Annotated in this window: 13 protein-coding genes; 8 read left to right on the top strand and 5 right to left on the bottom strand. The window is 72.7% G+C overall.

Going from position 1 to position 15,307, the window contains the following annotated elements:
* Nucleotides 1-44 precede the first annotated feature (44 nt).
* The 4 genes from ACZ6EM_RS09845 to ACZ6EM_RS09830 form a co-directional block, all read right to left on the bottom strand.
* Nucleotides 45-623: a TerD family protein gene (locus tag ACZ6EM_RS09845; RefSeq protein WP_359914478.1), complete on the bottom strand. Its 579-nt coding sequence runs from the start codon at nucleotides 621-623 to the stop codon at nucleotides 45-47.
* 227 nt (nucleotides 624-850) lie between these two features.
* Nucleotides 851-1,426 carry a TerD family protein gene (locus ACZ6EM_RS09840; protein ID WP_359915653.1) on the bottom strand — a complete coding sequence of 192 codons (576 nt, stop codon included), beginning with the start codon at nucleotides 1,424-1,426 and terminating at the stop codon, nucleotides 851-853.
* A gap of 230 nt (nucleotides 1,427-1,656) precedes the next feature.
* The gene (locus ACZ6EM_RS09835; RefSeq protein WP_401044728.1) at nucleotides 1,657-2,115 is read right to left on the bottom strand and encodes a peroxiredoxin; all 459 of its coding nucleotides are present in this window, start codon (nucleotides 2,113-2,115) and stop codon (nucleotides 1,657-1,659) included.
* A gap of 259 nt (nucleotides 2,116-2,374) precedes the next feature.
* Nucleotides 2,375-2,812, bottom strand: a complete 438-nt coding sequence (locus ACZ6EM_RS09830) for a DUF3052 domain-containing protein (protein WP_359913037.1) — start codon at nucleotides 2,810-2,812, stop codon at nucleotides 2,375-2,377.
* 516 nt (nucleotides 2,813-3,328) lie between these two features.
* Here ACZ6EM_RS09830 and aceE point away from each other — a divergent pair.
* On the top strand, nucleotides 3,329-6,079 hold the full coding sequence (gene aceE / locus ACZ6EM_RS09825) for a pyruvate dehydrogenase (acetyl-transferring), homodimeric type (protein WP_359913040.1): 2,751 nt from the start codon (nucleotides 3,329-3,331) through the stop codon (nucleotides 6,077-6,079).
* 146 nt (nucleotides 6,080-6,225) lie between these two features.
* Here the strand turns inward: aceE and ACZ6EM_RS09820 are convergent, their stop codons facing one another.
* A complete protein-coding gene (locus tag ACZ6EM_RS09820) occupies nucleotides 6,226-7,824 on the bottom strand; it encodes an MFS transporter (protein WP_452180674.1) in 1,599 nt (532 codons plus the stop codon).
* Between the two features lie 218 nt (nucleotides 7,825-8,042).
* On the opposite strand from ACZ6EM_RS09820, the gene ACZ6EM_RS09815 reads away from it, so the two are divergent.
* The 7 genes from ACZ6EM_RS09815 (at nucleotide 8,043) to ACZ6EM_RS09785 (ending at nucleotide 15,301) form a co-directional block, all read left to right on the top strand.
* The gene (locus tag ACZ6EM_RS09815; protein WP_465772184.1) at nucleotides 8,043-8,729 is read left to right on the top strand and encodes a TetR/AcrR family transcriptional regulator; all 687 of its coding nucleotides are present in this window, start codon (nucleotides 8,043-8,045) and stop codon (nucleotides 8,727-8,729) included.
* A gap of 127 nt (nucleotides 8,730-8,856) precedes the next feature.
* Nucleotides 8,857-10,170: a sensor histidine kinase gene (locus ACZ6EM_RS09810; protein ID WP_401055547.1), complete on the top strand. Its 1,314-nt coding sequence runs from the start codon at nucleotides 8,857-8,859 to the stop codon at nucleotides 10,168-10,170.
* Nucleotides 10,167-10,841, top strand: a complete 675-nt coding sequence (locus ACZ6EM_RS09805; protein WP_359913052.1) for a response regulator transcription factor — start codon at nucleotides 10,167-10,169, stop codon at nucleotides 10,839-10,841. The genes ACZ6EM_RS09810 and ACZ6EM_RS09805 overlap by 4 nt, the downstream gene beginning before the upstream one ends.
* 141 nt (nucleotides 10,842-10,982) lie before the next feature.
* Nucleotides 10,983-12,107 (top strand): alpha/beta hydrolase, encoded by a 1,125-nt coding sequence (locus ACZ6EM_RS09800; RefSeq protein ID WP_465772183.1) that lies wholly within the window; start codon nucleotides 10,983-10,985, stop codon nucleotides 12,105-12,107.
* Between the two features lie 26 nt (nucleotides 12,108-12,133).
* Nucleotides 12,134-13,423, top strand: a complete 1,290-nt coding sequence (locus tag ACZ6EM_RS09795) for an acyltransferase family protein (protein ID WP_452180677.1) — start codon at nucleotides 12,134-12,136, stop codon at nucleotides 13,421-13,423.
* A gap of 116 nt (nucleotides 13,424-13,539) precedes the next feature.
* A complete protein-coding gene (locus tag ACZ6EM_RS09790; RefSeq protein ID WP_380358825.1) occupies nucleotides 13,540-13,875 on the top strand; it encodes an MmcQ/YjbR family DNA-binding protein in 336 nt (111 codons plus the stop codon).
* Nucleotides 13,876-14,086: 211 nt separating this feature from the next.
* Nucleotides 14,087-15,301: an alpha/beta hydrolase gene (locus tag ACZ6EM_RS09785; RefSeq protein ID WP_465772182.1), complete on the top strand. Its 1,215-nt coding sequence runs from the start codon at nucleotides 14,087-14,089 to the stop codon at nucleotides 15,299-15,301.
* Nucleotides 15,302-15,307 lie beyond the last annotated feature (6 nt).

Below are 15,307 nucleotides of genomic sequence, written 5' to 3'. Positions count from 1 at the left end.
TGTTCTCATGATCGGGTCGGGTGCGACAAGTCCGATTTCCGCCTTTACTGTACGTTCACGCCGAAGTCGAGCGCGATGCCACGCAGGCCGGAGGCGTACCCCTGGCCCACTGCGCGGAACTTCCACTCGCCCGCGTAGCGGTACAGCTCACCGAAGATCATCGCGGTCTCGCTGGACGCGTCCTCGGACAGGTCGTAGCGGGCGATCTCCTGGCCGTCGACCGAGTTGACGACCCGGATGTAGGCGTTGCGGACCTGACCGAAGTTCTGGAGCCGCGCCTCGGCCTCGTAGATCGAGACCGCGAAGATCACCTTGTCGGCCTGTGCCGGGACGAGGTCCAGGCTGACCAGGACCACCTCGTCGTCACCCGTTTCGTCGCCGCCGGTGAGGTTGTCGCCCTGGTGCTCCACCGAGCCCTCGGGGCTCTTGAGGTTGTTGTAGAAGACGAAGTACTCGTCACCGAGCACTCGCCCGCCACCGCAGATCAGGGCGCTCGCGTCGAGGTCGAACGGGGCGCCCGTGGTCGAACGGGCGGACCAGCCGAGGCCGATCTGGACCTGTGTCAGGTTCGGCGCGGCCTTGGTGAGCGAGACGTTGCCACCCTTGGCGAGCGTGACCACCATGACGTTCTTCCTCCCTTGCTTCTCCCGGGGCGCCTTCCAGGTGTAGTCCCCCGCGGCCCCGGCCGACCGGTTCTGGTCGGCTGAACTTCCTGAACTCACATCCTCGCAGTGCGAGGAACCGCCGCGGCACCGGGCCGGACGAAGCCGGGGCGGCCCCGGACCTCGGAGGTCCGGGGCCGCCCCGGGAGAACGGCGCGCAGCCCGCGCCGCAGGGCGCCGGCGCGGGCTCAGACGTTGACGCCGAAGTCCTGCGCGATGCCGCGCAGACCGGAGGCGTAGCCCTGGCCGATGGCGCGGAACTTCCACTCCACGCCGTTGCGGTACAGCTCGCCGAAGACCATCGCGGTCTCGGTGGAGGCGTCCTCGGAGAGGTCGTAGCGGGCCAGCTCCGTGTTGTCGGCCTGGTTCACCACACGGATGAACGCGTTGCGCACCTGGCCGAAGTTCTGGCCGCGGGTCTCGGCGTCGTAGATCGACACCGGGAAGACGATCTTCTCGACGTCCACCGGCACGCCGGCCAGGTTGACCTTGATCGCCTCGTCGTCGCCCTCGCCCTCGCCGGTCAGGTTGTCGCCGGTGTGCTCGACCGAGCCGTCCGGGCTCTTCAGGTTGTTGAAGAACACGAAGTTCCCGTCCGAGGTGACCTTGCCCTGGGCGTTGCACAGCAGGGCGCTGGCGTCCAGGTCGAAGTCCGCGCCGGTGGTGGTCCGGACGTCCCAGCCCAGGCCGACGACCACGGCGGTGAGGCCCGGTGCCTCCTTGGTGAGCGAGACGTTGCCGCCCTTGCTGAGGCTGACTCCCACTAGTCCTCCAAGAATCGGGAGGCACGTCCAGTGGTGCCCCCGGTGGTGCGGTCCGGGGCGGCGGGAGCCCATCGGCTCCCGCGTCCCACCCCGCCAACGGCCCGAGCGTAGTACGGGGTTCCCGTCCGCACCCCTGATCAGGCCGGACACGGCCCCGGGGCACTCGGCCGGCGGGTGCCGCGGGGCGCCCGCGACCCGGCCGAGGCGCGTGCGGGGCCCGGGCGGGGGTCTCAGAGCGCCGCGAGGACCTTCAGGTACTCCTGCTCGTCCCGGGCGTCCGGGAGGCCGTTGACGACGCTCCAGCGCACCGTGCCCGTGGTGTCGATCACGAAGGTGCCGCGCAGCGGGCAGCCCCGCTCCTCGTCGAGGACGCCGTAGGCCCGGGTGACCTCGCCGTGCGGCCAGAAGTCGGCCAGCAGCGGGAACTCCAGGCCCTCCCGGTCGGCGAGGACCCGCTGGGAGAACTGCGAGTCGCAGGAGAGGCCGAGCACCTGCACGGTGTCGTTCTGCAGGCCCGCCAGCTCCCGCTGGATCGCGCCCAGCTCGCCCGTGCACACGCCGGTGAAGGCGAACGGGTAGAAGACCAGGACGACGTTCCGCCGGCCGCGGAAGTCGGAGAGCCGGACGGCCTCGCCGTGCTGGTTGTTGAGCTCGAAGTCCGGAGCCGGGGTGCCGACCTCGATGGCCATGAGCGGGACCTTTCTGACGCGACCGCGCCGCGCGGCGGGCGCGGCGGGCCACATCCTCGCATTCGTTTACGGCCGTTGCGCCGAACGGATGAGGCGGGTGGCCGCGGCCCGCCGCGTTCGCCGTCCGCGAACGCCCCGGCGGGCGGGCCCGGGGCGCCGGCGCGGGGCCCGGAACCGGCCTCCGCGGCGGCGCACATGCGGCGGGCCCCGCCGGAGGGATTCCTCCGGCGGGGCCCGCCCGATGTGCTTCAGAGACCACTCAGCGCTTGGCGCCCTTCGCCGTGGACTTGGTCGCGAGCCTGGTGGCCGCCCAGTCCTTGACGATGTTGATCGAGCTGGTCTGGGAGAGGCCCGCGGTCTTGGCCGCGTCGCTGATGTCGGAGGCCTCGATGTGGCCGTCCCGCCCGGTCTTGGGCGTCATCAGCCAGATCAGGCCGCCTTCAGCGAGGTACTCCAGCGCGTCGACGAGGGCGTCGGTGAGGTCCCCGTCGTCGTCGCGGTGCCACAGCAGAACGGCGTCGGCGACGTCGTCGTAGTCCTCGTCGACGAGATCCGTCCCGATGAGCTCCTCGATTCCCTCGCGGAGCTCCTGGTCAGTGTCGTCGTCGTACCCCAGCTCCTGGATGATCTGGCCCTCTTCGAAGCCGAGACGGGTCGCCGGGTTGGACTTGTCCGCGGGGTCCGCGGTCGCGCTCACGGGAATAACCTCCAGTATTCGGCCCGGCATCCATGCCGAGGCTGTGGCCGTAGTCCACACGGGCGCGGCGGTTCGCGCAAGTACCCGACCCCCGATCCCCTCCAAAGGTTGACGTGTCGCAGGGGGACACGCCGCGCGAGGTGGCGGGAATCACACCGATTTGCCCTTTTCTGCATGGTCCAAGGATGCTTCGGGTGGTCCCGGCCCACAGGCCGTACGCACGCCCGAGATGCGAACGGCATTCGGGTCCGCGCGTGCGCGGGCGTAGAGTCTCCTGTTGGCCCTCACCCCGGCCGCCCGCCATCGGGCGGACGGGACACCAGGTCGGACCACCTCTTTTCGTAACACCCGGGGGTGTGCGGAGCGGACGAAGACGCCCGCACCGCACGCCGCCAGACCGGGCCGCCCGCCGGGCGGACCGGTTACCGATCGGTAGAGATGACGGATCTCCGAGCGCGGTAGCACGATGGAGGCGGCGCGACACACCTCAGTTTCGACCGACAGTGAAGGAACAGCGTGGCTTCCGGATCCGATCGCAACCCGATCATCATTGGCGGCCTTCCGAGTCAGGTCCCGGACTTCGATCCCGAGGAGACCGCGGAATGGCTGGAGTCGCTCGATGCGGCCATCGACGAGCGGGGGCGTGAGCGTGCCCGTTACCTGATGCTGCGGCTGATCGAGCGCGCCCGCGAGAAGCGTGTCGCCGTGCCCGAGATGCGCAGCACGGACTACGTCAACACCATCGCGACCAAGGACGAACCGTTCTTCCCCGGCAACGAGGAGATCGAGCGGAAGATCCTCAACGCGACCCGGTGGAACGCGGCCGTCATGGTCTCCCGGGCGCAGCGCCCGGGCATCGGCGTCGGTGGCCACATCGCCACCTTCGCCTCCTCCGCGTCTCTGTACGACGTCGGCTTCAACTACTTCTTCCGCGGCAAGGACGGCGAGGGCGAGTCCGGCGACCAGGTCTTCTTCCAGGGCCACGCCTCCCCCGGCATCTACGCCCGCGCCTTCCTGCTGGACCGGCTCACCGAGCAGCAGCTCGACGCGTTCCGCCAGGAGAAGTCGAAGGCCCCGTACGGCCTCTCCAGCTACCCGCACCCGCGGCTGATGCCGGACTTCTGGGAGTTCCCGACCGTCTCGATGGGCCTCGGCCCGCTCGGCGCGATCTACCAGGCCCGGATGAACCGCTACCTGGAGCACCGCGGGATCAAGGACACCTCCGACTCGCAGGTCTACGCCTTCCTCGGCGACGGCGAGATGGACGAGCCCGAGTCGCTCGGCCAGCTGTCGCTGGCCGCCCGCGAGGGCCTGGACAACCTGACCTTCGTGGTCAACTGCAACCTGCAGCGCCTGGACGGCCCGGTCCGCGGCAACGGCAAGATCATCCAGGAGCTGGAGTCCCAGTTCCGGGGCGCCGGCTGGAACGTGATCAAGCTGGTCTGGGACCGCAGCTGGGACCCGCTGCTCGCGCAGGACCGCGACGGCGTCCTGGTCAACAAGCTGAACACCACGGTGGACGGCCAGTTCCAGACCTACGCCACCGAGACCGGCCAGTACATCCGCGAGCACTTCTTCGGCGGCGACCTGCGCCTGCGCGCCATGGTCGAGAACATGACCGACCAGCAGATCCAGCACCTGGGTCGCGGCGGCCACGACCACAAGAAGATCTACGCGGCGTTCAAGGCGGCCCGCGAGCACAAGGGCCAGCCGACGGTCATCCTCGCCCAGACGGTCAAGGGCTGGACGCTGGGCCCCAACTTCGAGGGCCGCAACGCCACCCACCAGATGAAGAAGCTGACGGTCGAGGACCTGAAGCGCTTCCGCGACCGGCTGCACCTGCCGATCACCGACAAGCAGCTGGAGGAGGGCTACCCGCCCTACTACCACCCGGGTCGCGACTCGGAGGAGATCCAGTACATGCACGACCGCCGGGAGGAGCTGGGCGGCTACGTGCCGACCCGCAAGGTCCGCCCGCGGAAGCTGGAGCTGCCCGGCGACGACGCGTACAAGGCGGTCAAGAAGGGTTCCGGCAACCAGACCATCGCCACCACCATGGCGTTCGTCCGGGTGCTCAAGGACCTCATGCGGGACAAGGGCATCGGCAACCGCTTCGTGCCGATCGCGCCGGACGAGTACCGCACCTTCGGCATGGACTCGCTCTTCCCGTCGGCGAAGATCTACAACCCGCTCGGCCAGACCTACGAGTCGGTCGACCGGGACCTCCTCCTCGCCTACAAGGAGTCGCCGACCGGCCAGATGCTGCACGACGGCATCTCCGAGGCGGGCTGCACCGCCTCGCTGATCGCCGCCGGCTCGTCCTACGCCACCCACGGCGAGCCGCTGATCCCGGTGTACGTCTTCTACTCGATGTTCGGGTTCCAGCGCACCGGCGACCAGTTCTGGCAGATGGCCGACCAGCTGGCCCGCGGCTTCGTGATCGGCGCCACCGCCGGCCGCACCACGCTGACCGGTGAGGGCCTGCAGCACGCCGACGGCCACTCGCACCTGCTGGCCTCGACCAACCCGGGTGTCGTCGCGTACGACCCGGCGTACGGCTTCGAGATCGCGCACATCGTCCAGGACGGTCTGCGGCGGATGTACGGCTCCAGCGCCGAGCACCCGCACGGCGAGGACGTGTTCTACTACATGACCGTCTACAACGAGCCGATCAAGATGCCGGCCGAGCCCGAGAACGTGGACGTCGAGGGCATCCTCAAGGGTCTGCACAAGTACGCGCCGGGCACCGCCGGCCAGATCCCTGCCCAGATCCTCGCCTCCGGCGTGGCCGTGCCGTGGGCCCTGGAGGCCCAGCGCATCCTCGCCGAGGAGTGGAACGTCAAGGCCGACGTCTGGTCCGCGACCTCCTGGAACGAGCTGCGCCGCGACGCGGTGGAGGCCGAGGAGTTCAACCTGCTGCACCCCGAGGAGCAGCAGCGCGTGCCGTACGTCACCCAGAAGCTCCAGGGCGCCGAGGGCCCGGTCGTCGCGGTGTCCGACTGGATGCGCGCGGTGCCGGACCAGATCGCCCGCTGGGTGCCGGGTCAGTACCAGTCGCTGGGCGCCGACGGCTTCGGCTTCGCCGACACCCGTGGCGCGGCCCGTCGCTTCTTCCACATCGACGCGCAGTCGGTCGTCCTGGGGGTGCTCACCGAGCTCGCCAAGCAGGGCAAGATCGACCGCTCGGCGCTGAAGGACGCGATCGACCGCTACCAGCTGCTGGACGTGGCCGCGGCCGACCCGGGTGCCGCCGGCGGCGAGGCCTGATCAGCCCGTAGGCACTGAGGGGCCGGACTCCCGTCGGGGGTCCGGCCCTTCGGCGTTCGCCGTGGCGCGGCCCTCCGTTCGGTCCCCGGAACAGCAGGACGGCCCCGGACTCCGACGAGTCCGGGGCCGTGGCGCGGCGGGGCCGGTCAGATGTGCACGGCCGGGCCCGCGTCGGTGGCGCCGCGGCGGGTGAGCAGGCCGAGCACGGCGGCGCCGAAGGCCACCACGGCGGCCACCGCGAAGGCCAGCGACATGCCGCTGACGAAGGACTCGTGGACGGCGCCGGCCATCGCGTCCACCGCCTGCTGCGGGGTGCCGGCCGGGGCCGGCGGGGCGATGCCCAGCTGGGCGGCCTGCTTGAGGCCCTCGCCCGCCTCGCCCTCCACCGGCGGCAGACCGGCCTTGGCCCAGTTGCCCGGCAGGACGTCGCCGACCTTGGCGGCCATCAGCGCGCCCAGCACCGCGGTGCCGAGGCTGCCGCCGACCTGCATCGCGGCCTGCTGGAGGCCGCCGGCCACGCCGGACAGCTCCAGCGGGGCGTTGCCGACGATCACCTCGGTGGCGCCGACCATGACCGGGCTGATGCCCAGGCCCATCAGGACGAACCAGAGCGACATCACGCCGTTGCCGGAGCCGGTGTCCAGGGTGGACATGCCGAACATCGCGGTGGTGGTGATCAGCATGCCGGCCACGATCGGGATGCGCGGGCCCAGCTTGCCGATCGCCAGGCCGGCCAGCGGCGAGCCGATGATCATCATGCCGGTCATCGGCAGCAGGTGGACGCCGGCCTCGACCGGCTTCATCCCGTGCACGTTCTGGAGGTAGAAGGTCACGAAGAAGATCGCACCGAAGAACGCGAAGGCCATCAGCACCATCAGCAGGACGCCCGCCGACAGCGGCACCGAGCGGAACAGGCCGAGCGGGATCAGCGGCTCGCGGGCCTTGCCCTGCCAGAGCGCGAACAGCACCATCAGGACCACCGCGCCGATCAGGAACAGCAGTGTCCGCCCGTCGCCCCAGCCCCACTCGGGGGCCTTGATGATGCCGAAGACCAGCGCGAACATGCCCACCGAGAGCAGCGCGATGCCGGGCAGGTCGAAGGACTTGGCGGCGTTCTCGGCCCGGACGTCCTTGAGGATCCACACGCCCAGCGCCAGCGCGACCAGGCCGACCGGGATGTTGATGAAGAACACCGATTCCCAGTTGACGTGCTCGACCAGCAGGCCGCCGACGATCGGTCCGGCCGCGGTGGAGGCGCCGATCACGCCGCCCCAGATGCCGATCGCCATGTTGAGCTTCTCGGCCGGGAAGGCCCCGCGCAGCAGGCCCAGCGCGGCCGGCTGGAGCAGCGCGCCGAACAGGCCCTGGAGCACCCGGAAGGCGATCACGGTCTGGATGTTGCCGGCGAAGCCGATCGCGGCCGAGGTGACGGCGAAGCCCGCCGCGCCGACCAGGAAGGTGGACTTGTGGCCGAAGCGGTCACCGATCTTGCCGGCGGTGATCAGGAAGACCGCCAGGGCCAGCAGGTAGCCACTGGTGACCCACTGGATCTCGGAGGGCGCCGCGTGCAGCTTCTCCTGGATCACCGGGTTGGCGATGGCGACGATCGTGCCGTCCAGCGCGACCATCATGACGCCGACCGCGACGGTCAGCAGGGTCAGCCAGGGGTGTCCCTTGAGACCGCCCCCCGACGGTGGGTTCGGCGGCGCGTCCGCCTCGGAGTTCTTCACGACGGACTGACTCATCTGGGCCCTCCGGGGGCGTGGCTCGGTGCGGGACATGGGCGTGGCGCCCCGGCCCACCCGTCCCCACAGGTGCCCCGGCCCGACGGGCGCCACCCCGGCAGATTATGTCAGCCTCTGACATTCGGCAAACAGTGACTTCTGACCATCACTGCCATTTGTCAGAGCGCTAAAGTTGTGGTCCCACCCGCCACACCCCAGCGCTCCGGAAGGCCCCCGCCATGGCCGCTCACACCCCCCGCACCACCGGCACCCCGGCGGGCCCCGAACGCGCGCCGGGCCTGCGCGAGCGCAAGAAGCAGCAGACCCGCTACGCCCTGATCCAGGCCGCCCACCTGCTCTTCCTCAGGCAGGGCTTCGCCCACACGACCGTCGACGAGATCGCCTCCGCCGTCGACGTCTCCCAGCGCACCTTCTTCCGCTACTTCGCCAACAAGGACGAGGTCGCGCTCGCCGTGATGGCCGTGGCCGAGGACTACTTCATCGAGTGCCTGCGCCACCGCCCGGCCGAGGAGGCCCCGCTCCAGGCCCTGCGCGCCGCGATCGTCAAGGCCTGGCGCGACCTCGGCAGCGAGGAGTCCGCCGGCCCCGGTTCGATCCACAGCGCCCTGGAGCTCATGCGGATGATCGAGGAGACGCCCCCGCTGCTCGCCGCCCACCTGCGCCGGGTCACCGAACAGGAGCGCCTGGTGGTCCAGGTGCTCGCCGAACGCGAGGGCCTGGACCCGGCCGAGGACCTGCGCCCCGCCGTGCTCGCCGCCGTCTTCGGCAGCCTGCTGCGCGCGGCCCACCTGTCCTGGAGCGCCGAGCACGCACCGGCCGGCCCCGAGGGCATGGTCGCGGTGATCGAGCGCTACTTCGACCAGCTCGGCCCGGCCCTGGCCGGCCACTGGCGCGGCCCCGCGTAGCACCCGGCGCCGCACCCGCGTAGCACCCGGGTCATACCGGGGTATCACCCGGTACCCCGGTAGCCCCGCGGAAGTTCGCGCTCCAGTGCGACGACCCGCACGGCCCGCCCTCCTAGGCTGGCCCACGATGAAAACGCCCACCAAAGCCGACGCCCGCGCGTTCGCACTGCGCCAACTGCGCGCCCTGCGGCACCACCTGACCACCCCGAGCGAGGACGAGACCCCGCTGCTCGGCGACTCCCGGCGGCGCTGGGTGCGCCGACTGCCGTACATCGTCGTGATCGCCCTGCAGGGCTCGCTGATCCCCACCGGGATCGCCAACCTGGTCAGTTTCTACGACCTGGTGCTGCCGGTGGCCGCCGCGCTCACCATCGCCCAGACCACGCCGCTGTTCCTCGCCGTCACCCGGCCGCTGACCGCCTGGTGGATCAGCGCCGCCGCCATGGTCGCCACCGCCAGTATCACCGCCCGCCACCACCAGCTGATGGGCAGTTGGCCGTGGACGGCCCCGATGATCATCGCCTACGTCTTCCTGCTGCTCGCGCTCGCGCTGCGGGAGAGCCGGGCCACCGTGGTCTCGGTCTGGGTGGCCACCGTCCTGCTCACCGCGCTCACCACCACCCTCGGCCTGCCCCGCTCCGGCGACGGCACCACCGTGCTGCTGATCGCACTCAGCGGCGCCGCGCTGCTGCTCGGCTGGGCCGTCCGGGACCGCGCCGTGGCCCGCCGGCTGCTCACCGAGCAGGAGCACATCAGCGAGGCCGAACGCGAACGCCGCACCCTGCTGGAGGAACGCGCCCGGATCGCACGGGAGTTGCACGACGTGGTGGCGCACCACATGTCGGTCATCGCGGTGCAGGCGGCCAGCGCGCCGTACCGGATCACCGGGGTGCCGGACGAGGCCGCCGAGGAGTTCACCGCGATAGCCGGCACCGCCCGCGAGTCGCTGGCCGAGATGCGCCGACTGCTCGGCGTGCTGCGCAGCGAGGAGTCCGGCGGGGAGAAGGCACCGCAGCCCGGGGTCGGCCAACTCGCCCAGCTGGTCGAGACGGTGGGCCGGGCCGGGGTGCCGGCCGAGCTGACGGTGGAGCCGGACCTGGTGGACCTGGTGCCGCAGGCCGTCGGCCTGTCCACGTACCGGATCGTGCAGGAGGCGCTGGCCAACGTGGTGCGGCACGCCCCCGGCGCGCGGACCTGGGTGTCGCTGACCGCGGACGGCCCGGCGCTGCTGGTGACGGTGGTCAACGCGCCCCCGCCGGAGCACACCGAGTCGCTGGAGGCCTCGGCCGAGGGCACCGGGCAGGGGCTGGTCGGAATGCGTGAACGCGTCCGGCTGGTCGATGGCAGGCTGGACACCGGCCCGCTGCCGGACGGCGGCTTCAAGGTGGCCGCCGTCCTGCCCCTCGACCGTCCAGACACCCCCCGGGAGACCACCGCATGACCATCCGCGTGATCATCGTCGACGACCAGGCCATGGTGCGCGCGGGCTTCGCGGCCCTGCTCAACGCCCAGAGCGACATCGACGTGGTGGGGGACGCGGCGGACGGCGCCCAGGCCCTGGAGGTCAACGGCCGCACCCACCCGGACCTGGTGCTGATGGACGTCCGGATGCCCGTCATGGACGGCCTGGAGGCGGCCCGGCGGCTGCTCGACCCGGCCGTGCCGGGCGCCCACCGGCCCAAGGTGCTGATGCTGACCACCTTCGACGTGGACGACTACGTGTACGAGGCGCTGCGCGCCGGGGCCAGCGGCTTCCTGCTCAAGGACGCCCCGCCGGCCGACCTGATCGCCGCGGTCCGGGTGGTCGCGGCCGGCGAGGCGCTCCTCGCCCCCTCGGTGACCCGCCGGCTGATCGAGGACTTCGCCCGCACCCGCCCGGCCAAGCGCCACGACCCCAAGGTACGGCTCAACGGCCTGACCCCGCGCGAGACCGAAGTGCTGGAGCTGATCGCCCGCGGCCTGTCCAATCAGGAGATAGCCGCCAAGCTGGTGCTCGCCGAGCAGACCGTCAAGACGCACATCGGGCGCATCCTCGCCAAGCTCGGCCTGCGCGACCGCGCCCAGGCGGTCGTCCTGGCCTACGAGTCCGGCCTGGTGACCCCGGGTCAGTAGCGGCTGACCCCTCTGATACCCGGGTAGCACCCGGGAGTTGGCCCCGCGGTGTGACGTCCGCGGGGCCGTCGCGTTCCTACCTTCCTCCCCATCGGACGCCGAACGGATTCGGCGGCCGAACGGACGAGGGAGGGCAAGGACATGCGCAGGTTTCGGGCCGGACGGGCGATCGCCGCCACCGCGGTGGCGCTGGCGGTCGTACTCGGCGCGGGCGGCTGGGCCGCCGACACCCAGACCCCGGTCACCGGCCCGCCGCCCGGCAGCGCCGCCTGGACGGCCGACTCCTCGCTCGGCCGGCGGCTGCCCGACCCGGCCACCACCACCCCGGCCGGCGTCGCCGCGTTCTTCGCCGAGCTGACCCCGGCCGCGCAGGACGCCCTGGCCGTCCGGCACCCGCTGGTGGTCGGCAACCTGGACGGCGCCCCGGTCGCCCTCCGCTACCGGGCCAACGCCCTGGCCCTGACCGCCGAGCGCACCCGCGAACTCGCCCGGGCCACCGACCCCGCCCTCACCCCGCAGGACCACGAGGCCGCCCGCACCCGCGCCGAGCGCTACCGCGCCCTGCTGGACGGCGGCCGGAGGATCCTCGCCTTCGACCCGCGCGGCCGCGGCCAGGTCGCCGAGGTGTACGGCGACCTCGCCACCGCCCGCCGCACCGCCGTGATCGTCCCCGGCTCGGACATCGACCTGCTCCGCTTCGACCGCACGTCCGGCCCGTACGGCACCCCCGCCGGCATGGCCCGCGCGCTCCTGGACGCCACCGACGGGCGGACCGCCGTGATCGCCTGGGCCGGCTACACCACCCCGCTCGGCCTCGGCCCGGACGCCGCCACCGAGGACCTGGCCCGGGCCGGCGCCCCCCGCCTCACCCGGCTGCTCGACGGACTCGCCGTCACCACCCGCCCGCAGGCCCCGCCCACCGTGTTCTGCCACAGCTACGGCTCGGTCGTCTGCGGCCTGGCCCGCCCCACCCCCGCGCAGGCCTCCGGCGTGGTGGTGCTCGGCTCGCCCGGCATGGGCATCGGCTCGGCCGCCGACCTCGACCCGGGCGTCCCGCTCTGGGCCACCGCCCGCAACGACTCCGACTGGATCGGCGACGTGCCCAACGTCCGGCTGTTCGGCCTCGGCCACGGCGCCGACCCGACCGCCCCCGGCTTCGGCGCCCGCCCGCTGCCCGCCACCGGATCCCGCGGCCACGACGGCTACTTCGCCCCCGGCACCGCCTCCCTCGCCGCCTACGCCGCCGTCGCGCTCGGCCGCGCCTGACCGCCCGCACCGGAAGGAGCACCACCATGGCCAGCACCCTCGCCCCCCGGCCCCGCACCGCGGAGCCCCGCACCCCCCGGCCCCGCACGCCCCGGCCGCTCACCGCGCTGCGCCGCGCCGCCGCGCGGGTCGACGCGAAGACCCCGGCCCACCGCGACCGCGCCCTGGACGGGCTGCGCGCCCTCGCCCTGCTCGCCGTACCGGTCGGCCACTGGATGCTCGGCGGCCTCACCCGCTCCCCCGACGGCGCCCTGCACAACACCAGCCCGCTCTCCACCCTCGGCTTCTTCGCCCCGCTCAGCTGGGTGCTCCAGATGCTCGGGGTGTTCTTCCTGGTCGGCGGCCACTCCTCGGTCCGCTCACTGGAGCGGGCCCGGGCCAGGGGCGTGACGTACGGCGGCTGGCTGCGGGCCCGTACCGTCCGGCTGCTGCGCCCGGTGCTCGGGGTGACGGCCGTCTGGGCGGCGCTGATCCCGCTGCTGCCCGCGCTCGGCGTCCCCGCGGACACCCTGCGCACCGGTGCCACCCTGGTGGTGCAGCCGCTCTGGTACATCGGGGTCTACCTGGGGCTGACCGCGCTCACCCCGCTCTGCGTGGCCGCCGGGCGCCGGCTGGGCGGCTGGTCCGCGGGCCTGCTGGTGGCCTCGGTCGCCGCCGTCGACCTGCTGCGCTACGGGCCGTGGGCCGGGGCGGTGCCGTCCTGGGTCGCGCTGCTGAACATCCTGCCGGGCTGGCTGTTCGGCTACCAGCTGGGCGTGCTCTGGGCGCAGGGCCGGCTCGGCCGCCCGGCGGCCCGGTTGCTGCTGCTCGGCGGCGGCGCGCTGTTCGCCGCGCTGCTGCTGGTCTTCCACTACCCGGCCAGCATGGTCGGCGTGCCCGGGGCCGAGCGCACCAACTCGCACCCGCCGTCCCTGCTGGTGCTCGCCCTGGCGGCGTTCCAGTGCGGCGCCGCGGTGCTGCTGCGGGAGCGGCTGGGCCGGCTGCTGACACGGCGTCCGCTGCTCTGGCTGCCGGTCGTGGTGGTCAACCTGTCGGCGATGACCATCTTCTGCTGGCACCAGAGCGCGATGCTCGCGGTCGCCGTGCCGGGCGCGGCCGGCCTGGGCGCCGTCCCGGGGCTGACCACCGCGCCGGACTCGCTCGGCTGGGTGGCCGCCAGGCTGGCGCTGCTGCCGCTGTTCGCCGCCGTGCTGGTGGCGCTCGGCTGGTTCACCCGCCGGTTCGACGGCCCGTGGACGGCCTTCTCCCGGGGCGGCAAGGCGGTGGCCGGCGCCGCGGCGGCGCTCTTCGCGGCGTACGCGCTGGGCGTGGTGTGACGGCCCACCGGGTGCGGGCCGCTCCGGGCGGCGGAGCACGGCGTGCCGCAGGGGCGCGGGCCGATCGGTCCGCGCCCCTGCGGCGCGCTGTCGGTGTCCTGCCCTACCCTGCCGCCATGGTGACGTTCGACGAGTTCCGCACGATGGCGCTGGCCCTGCCGGAAGCCGCCCAGGAGCCGACCTGGGACATCGAGACGCTGCGGGTCCGCGGCCGGATCTTCGCGATGGGCGCGCCCGACGGGGACCGGGTCACCGTCAAGGCCTCCCCCGAGGACCAGGCCGAACTGCTCGCCGCCGAACCCGAGGTGTTCTCCTCCGCCCCGTACGTCGGACGGCACGGCTGGGTGAGCGTCCGGCTGGACCTGGTGGACCGGGACGAGCTGCACGACCTCGTCACCGAGGCCTGGCGGCGGACGGCGCCGAAGCGCCTGGTACGCGAGTTCGACGCCTGAACGGGGCCCTGTCGAACGGCCGCACGGGCCACCGTCCGAACCACTGGGAGACGTAGCGCGGACACCCCGGGTTCATGTGATCCATCCCACAGTTTAGGCGTTCCCGTCCTCCCTCCGGGCCCCCTAGGCTTGCGCAGGGAAGTCAGCAGAGCTATCGCACCCTCCGGGCACCGCCCGCGAAACGGTGACGGGCCCCAAGGGAGTTGGTGCGGTGCGCAACCGTCGGCGCTGGAAGCGGGTACTGATCGGGGCGTTCGCCGGCTGCGCGGTGCTCGCCGACGCCGGAGGCGCCGCCGCCGCGGCCGCGGTCTCCTCCGAACAGCTGGCGATCTCCACGCCTCCGGCCGGCAGCGCCGCCTGGGTCCAGGACCACTCCTTCGGCCACTCCCTGCCCGACCCGGCCACCACCACCCCGGCCGCCGCCGCGGCGTTCTTCGCCTCACTCGCGCCCACCGAACTGGACCGGCTGATCCAGCAGTACCCGCTGGTCGTCGGCAACTACGACGGCGCCCCGCTGGACCTGCGCTACCGCGCCAACAGGATCGCCCTGGCCGCCGAGCGCGACCGGGCCCTGGCCCGCGCCGCCGACCGCGAACTGGACTCCGACACCCGCGCGCTGGCCGTCTCCCGCGCCAACGACGTCGAGCACCTGCTCGCCCCCGACCGGCAGGTCCTGGCCTTCGACCCGCGCGGCCGCGGCCTGGTCAGTGAGGTGTGGGGCGACCTCGCCGACGCCGAGCGGATCTCCGTGCTCGTCCCCGGCTCGGACGCCGACCTCGGCCACCACGACCAGGCCGCCGAGCCGCTGCGCTCCCCGGCCGGCATGGCCCGCGCCCTCTACGCCGAGGAACGGCGCCAGGCGCCGAACACCCGGACCGCCGTGATCTCCTGGACCGGCTACGTCACCCCCTCCGGCCTCGGCCCGGACGCCGCCACCTCCCGGCTCGCCGACGTCGCCGCCCCCCGGCTGGAGCGGCTGCTCTCCGGGCTGAAGGAGACCACCCGGCCGGACGCGCCGCCGTCGCTGCTCTGCCACTCGTACGGCTCGGTGGTCTGCGGCACCGCCGCCCCGGAGATCCCGCGCGCGGCGGCCTCGCCGTCCGACACCTCCGGCATCACCGACCTGGTGGTCTTCGGCAGCCCCGGCATGGGCGTGCAGAGCACCACCGAACTGGGCGCCGGCGTGCACGTCTGGGCCACCCGCAACCCCAGCGACTGGATCGGCAACGTGCCGTTCCTGGAGGTCGGCGGACTCGGCCACGGTGCCGACCCGGCGGCGAGCGGCTTCGGCTCCGAGCAGATCTCCTCGGCCCGCGCGGCCGGCCACAACGGCTACTTCACCGAGGGCACCGACAGCCTGCGCAACTTCGCGGCGATCTCGCTCGGCCGCTACCAGGACGTGGTCCGGGCCAACCCCGGCTCCTGAGGCCCG

The sequence above is a fragment of the Kitasatospora sp. NPDC041917 genome (assembly GCF_055589745.1).
This window is presented reverse-complemented; position numbering and strand designations above follow the sequence as displayed.

Bases quoted from the DNA above. Each gene is read 5' to 3' on its own strand.
- ACZ6EM_RS09845 (WP_359914478.1), bottom strand. From the start codon at position 623: ATGGTGGTCACGCTCGCCAAGGGTGGCAACGTCTCGCTCACCAAGGCC.
- ACZ6EM_RS09835 (WP_401044728.1), bottom strand. From the start codon at position 2,115: ATGGCCATCGAGGTCGGCACCCCGGCTCCGGACTTCGAGCTCAACAAC.
- ACZ6EM_RS09790 (WP_380358825.1), top strand. From the start codon at position 13,540: ATGGTGACGTTCGACGAGTTCCGCACGATGGCGCTGGCCCTGCCGGAA.
- ACZ6EM_RS09820 (WP_452180674.1), bottom strand. From the start codon at position 7,824: ATGAGTCAGTCCGTCGTGAAGAACTCCGAGGCGGACGCGCCGCCGAAC.
- ACZ6EM_RS09805 (WP_359913052.1), top strand. From the start codon at position 10,167: ATGACCATCCGCGTGATCATCGTCGACGACCAGGCCATGGTGCGCGCG.
- ACZ6EM_RS09800 (WP_465772183.1), top strand. From the start codon at position 10,983: ATGCGCAGGTTTCGGGCCGGACGGGCGATCGCCGCCACCGCGGTGGCG.
- ACZ6EM_RS09810 (WP_401055547.1), top strand. From the start codon at position 8,857: ATGAAAACGCCCACCAAAGCCGACGCCCGCGCGTTCGCACTGCGCCAA.
- ACZ6EM_RS09795 (WP_452180677.1), top strand. From the start codon at position 12,134: ATGGCCAGCACCCTCGCCCCCCGGCCCCGCACCGCGGAGCCCCGCACC.
- ACZ6EM_RS09815 (WP_465772184.1), top strand. From the start codon at position 8,043: ATGGCCGCTCACACCCCCCGCACCACCGGCACCCCGGCGGGCCCCGAA.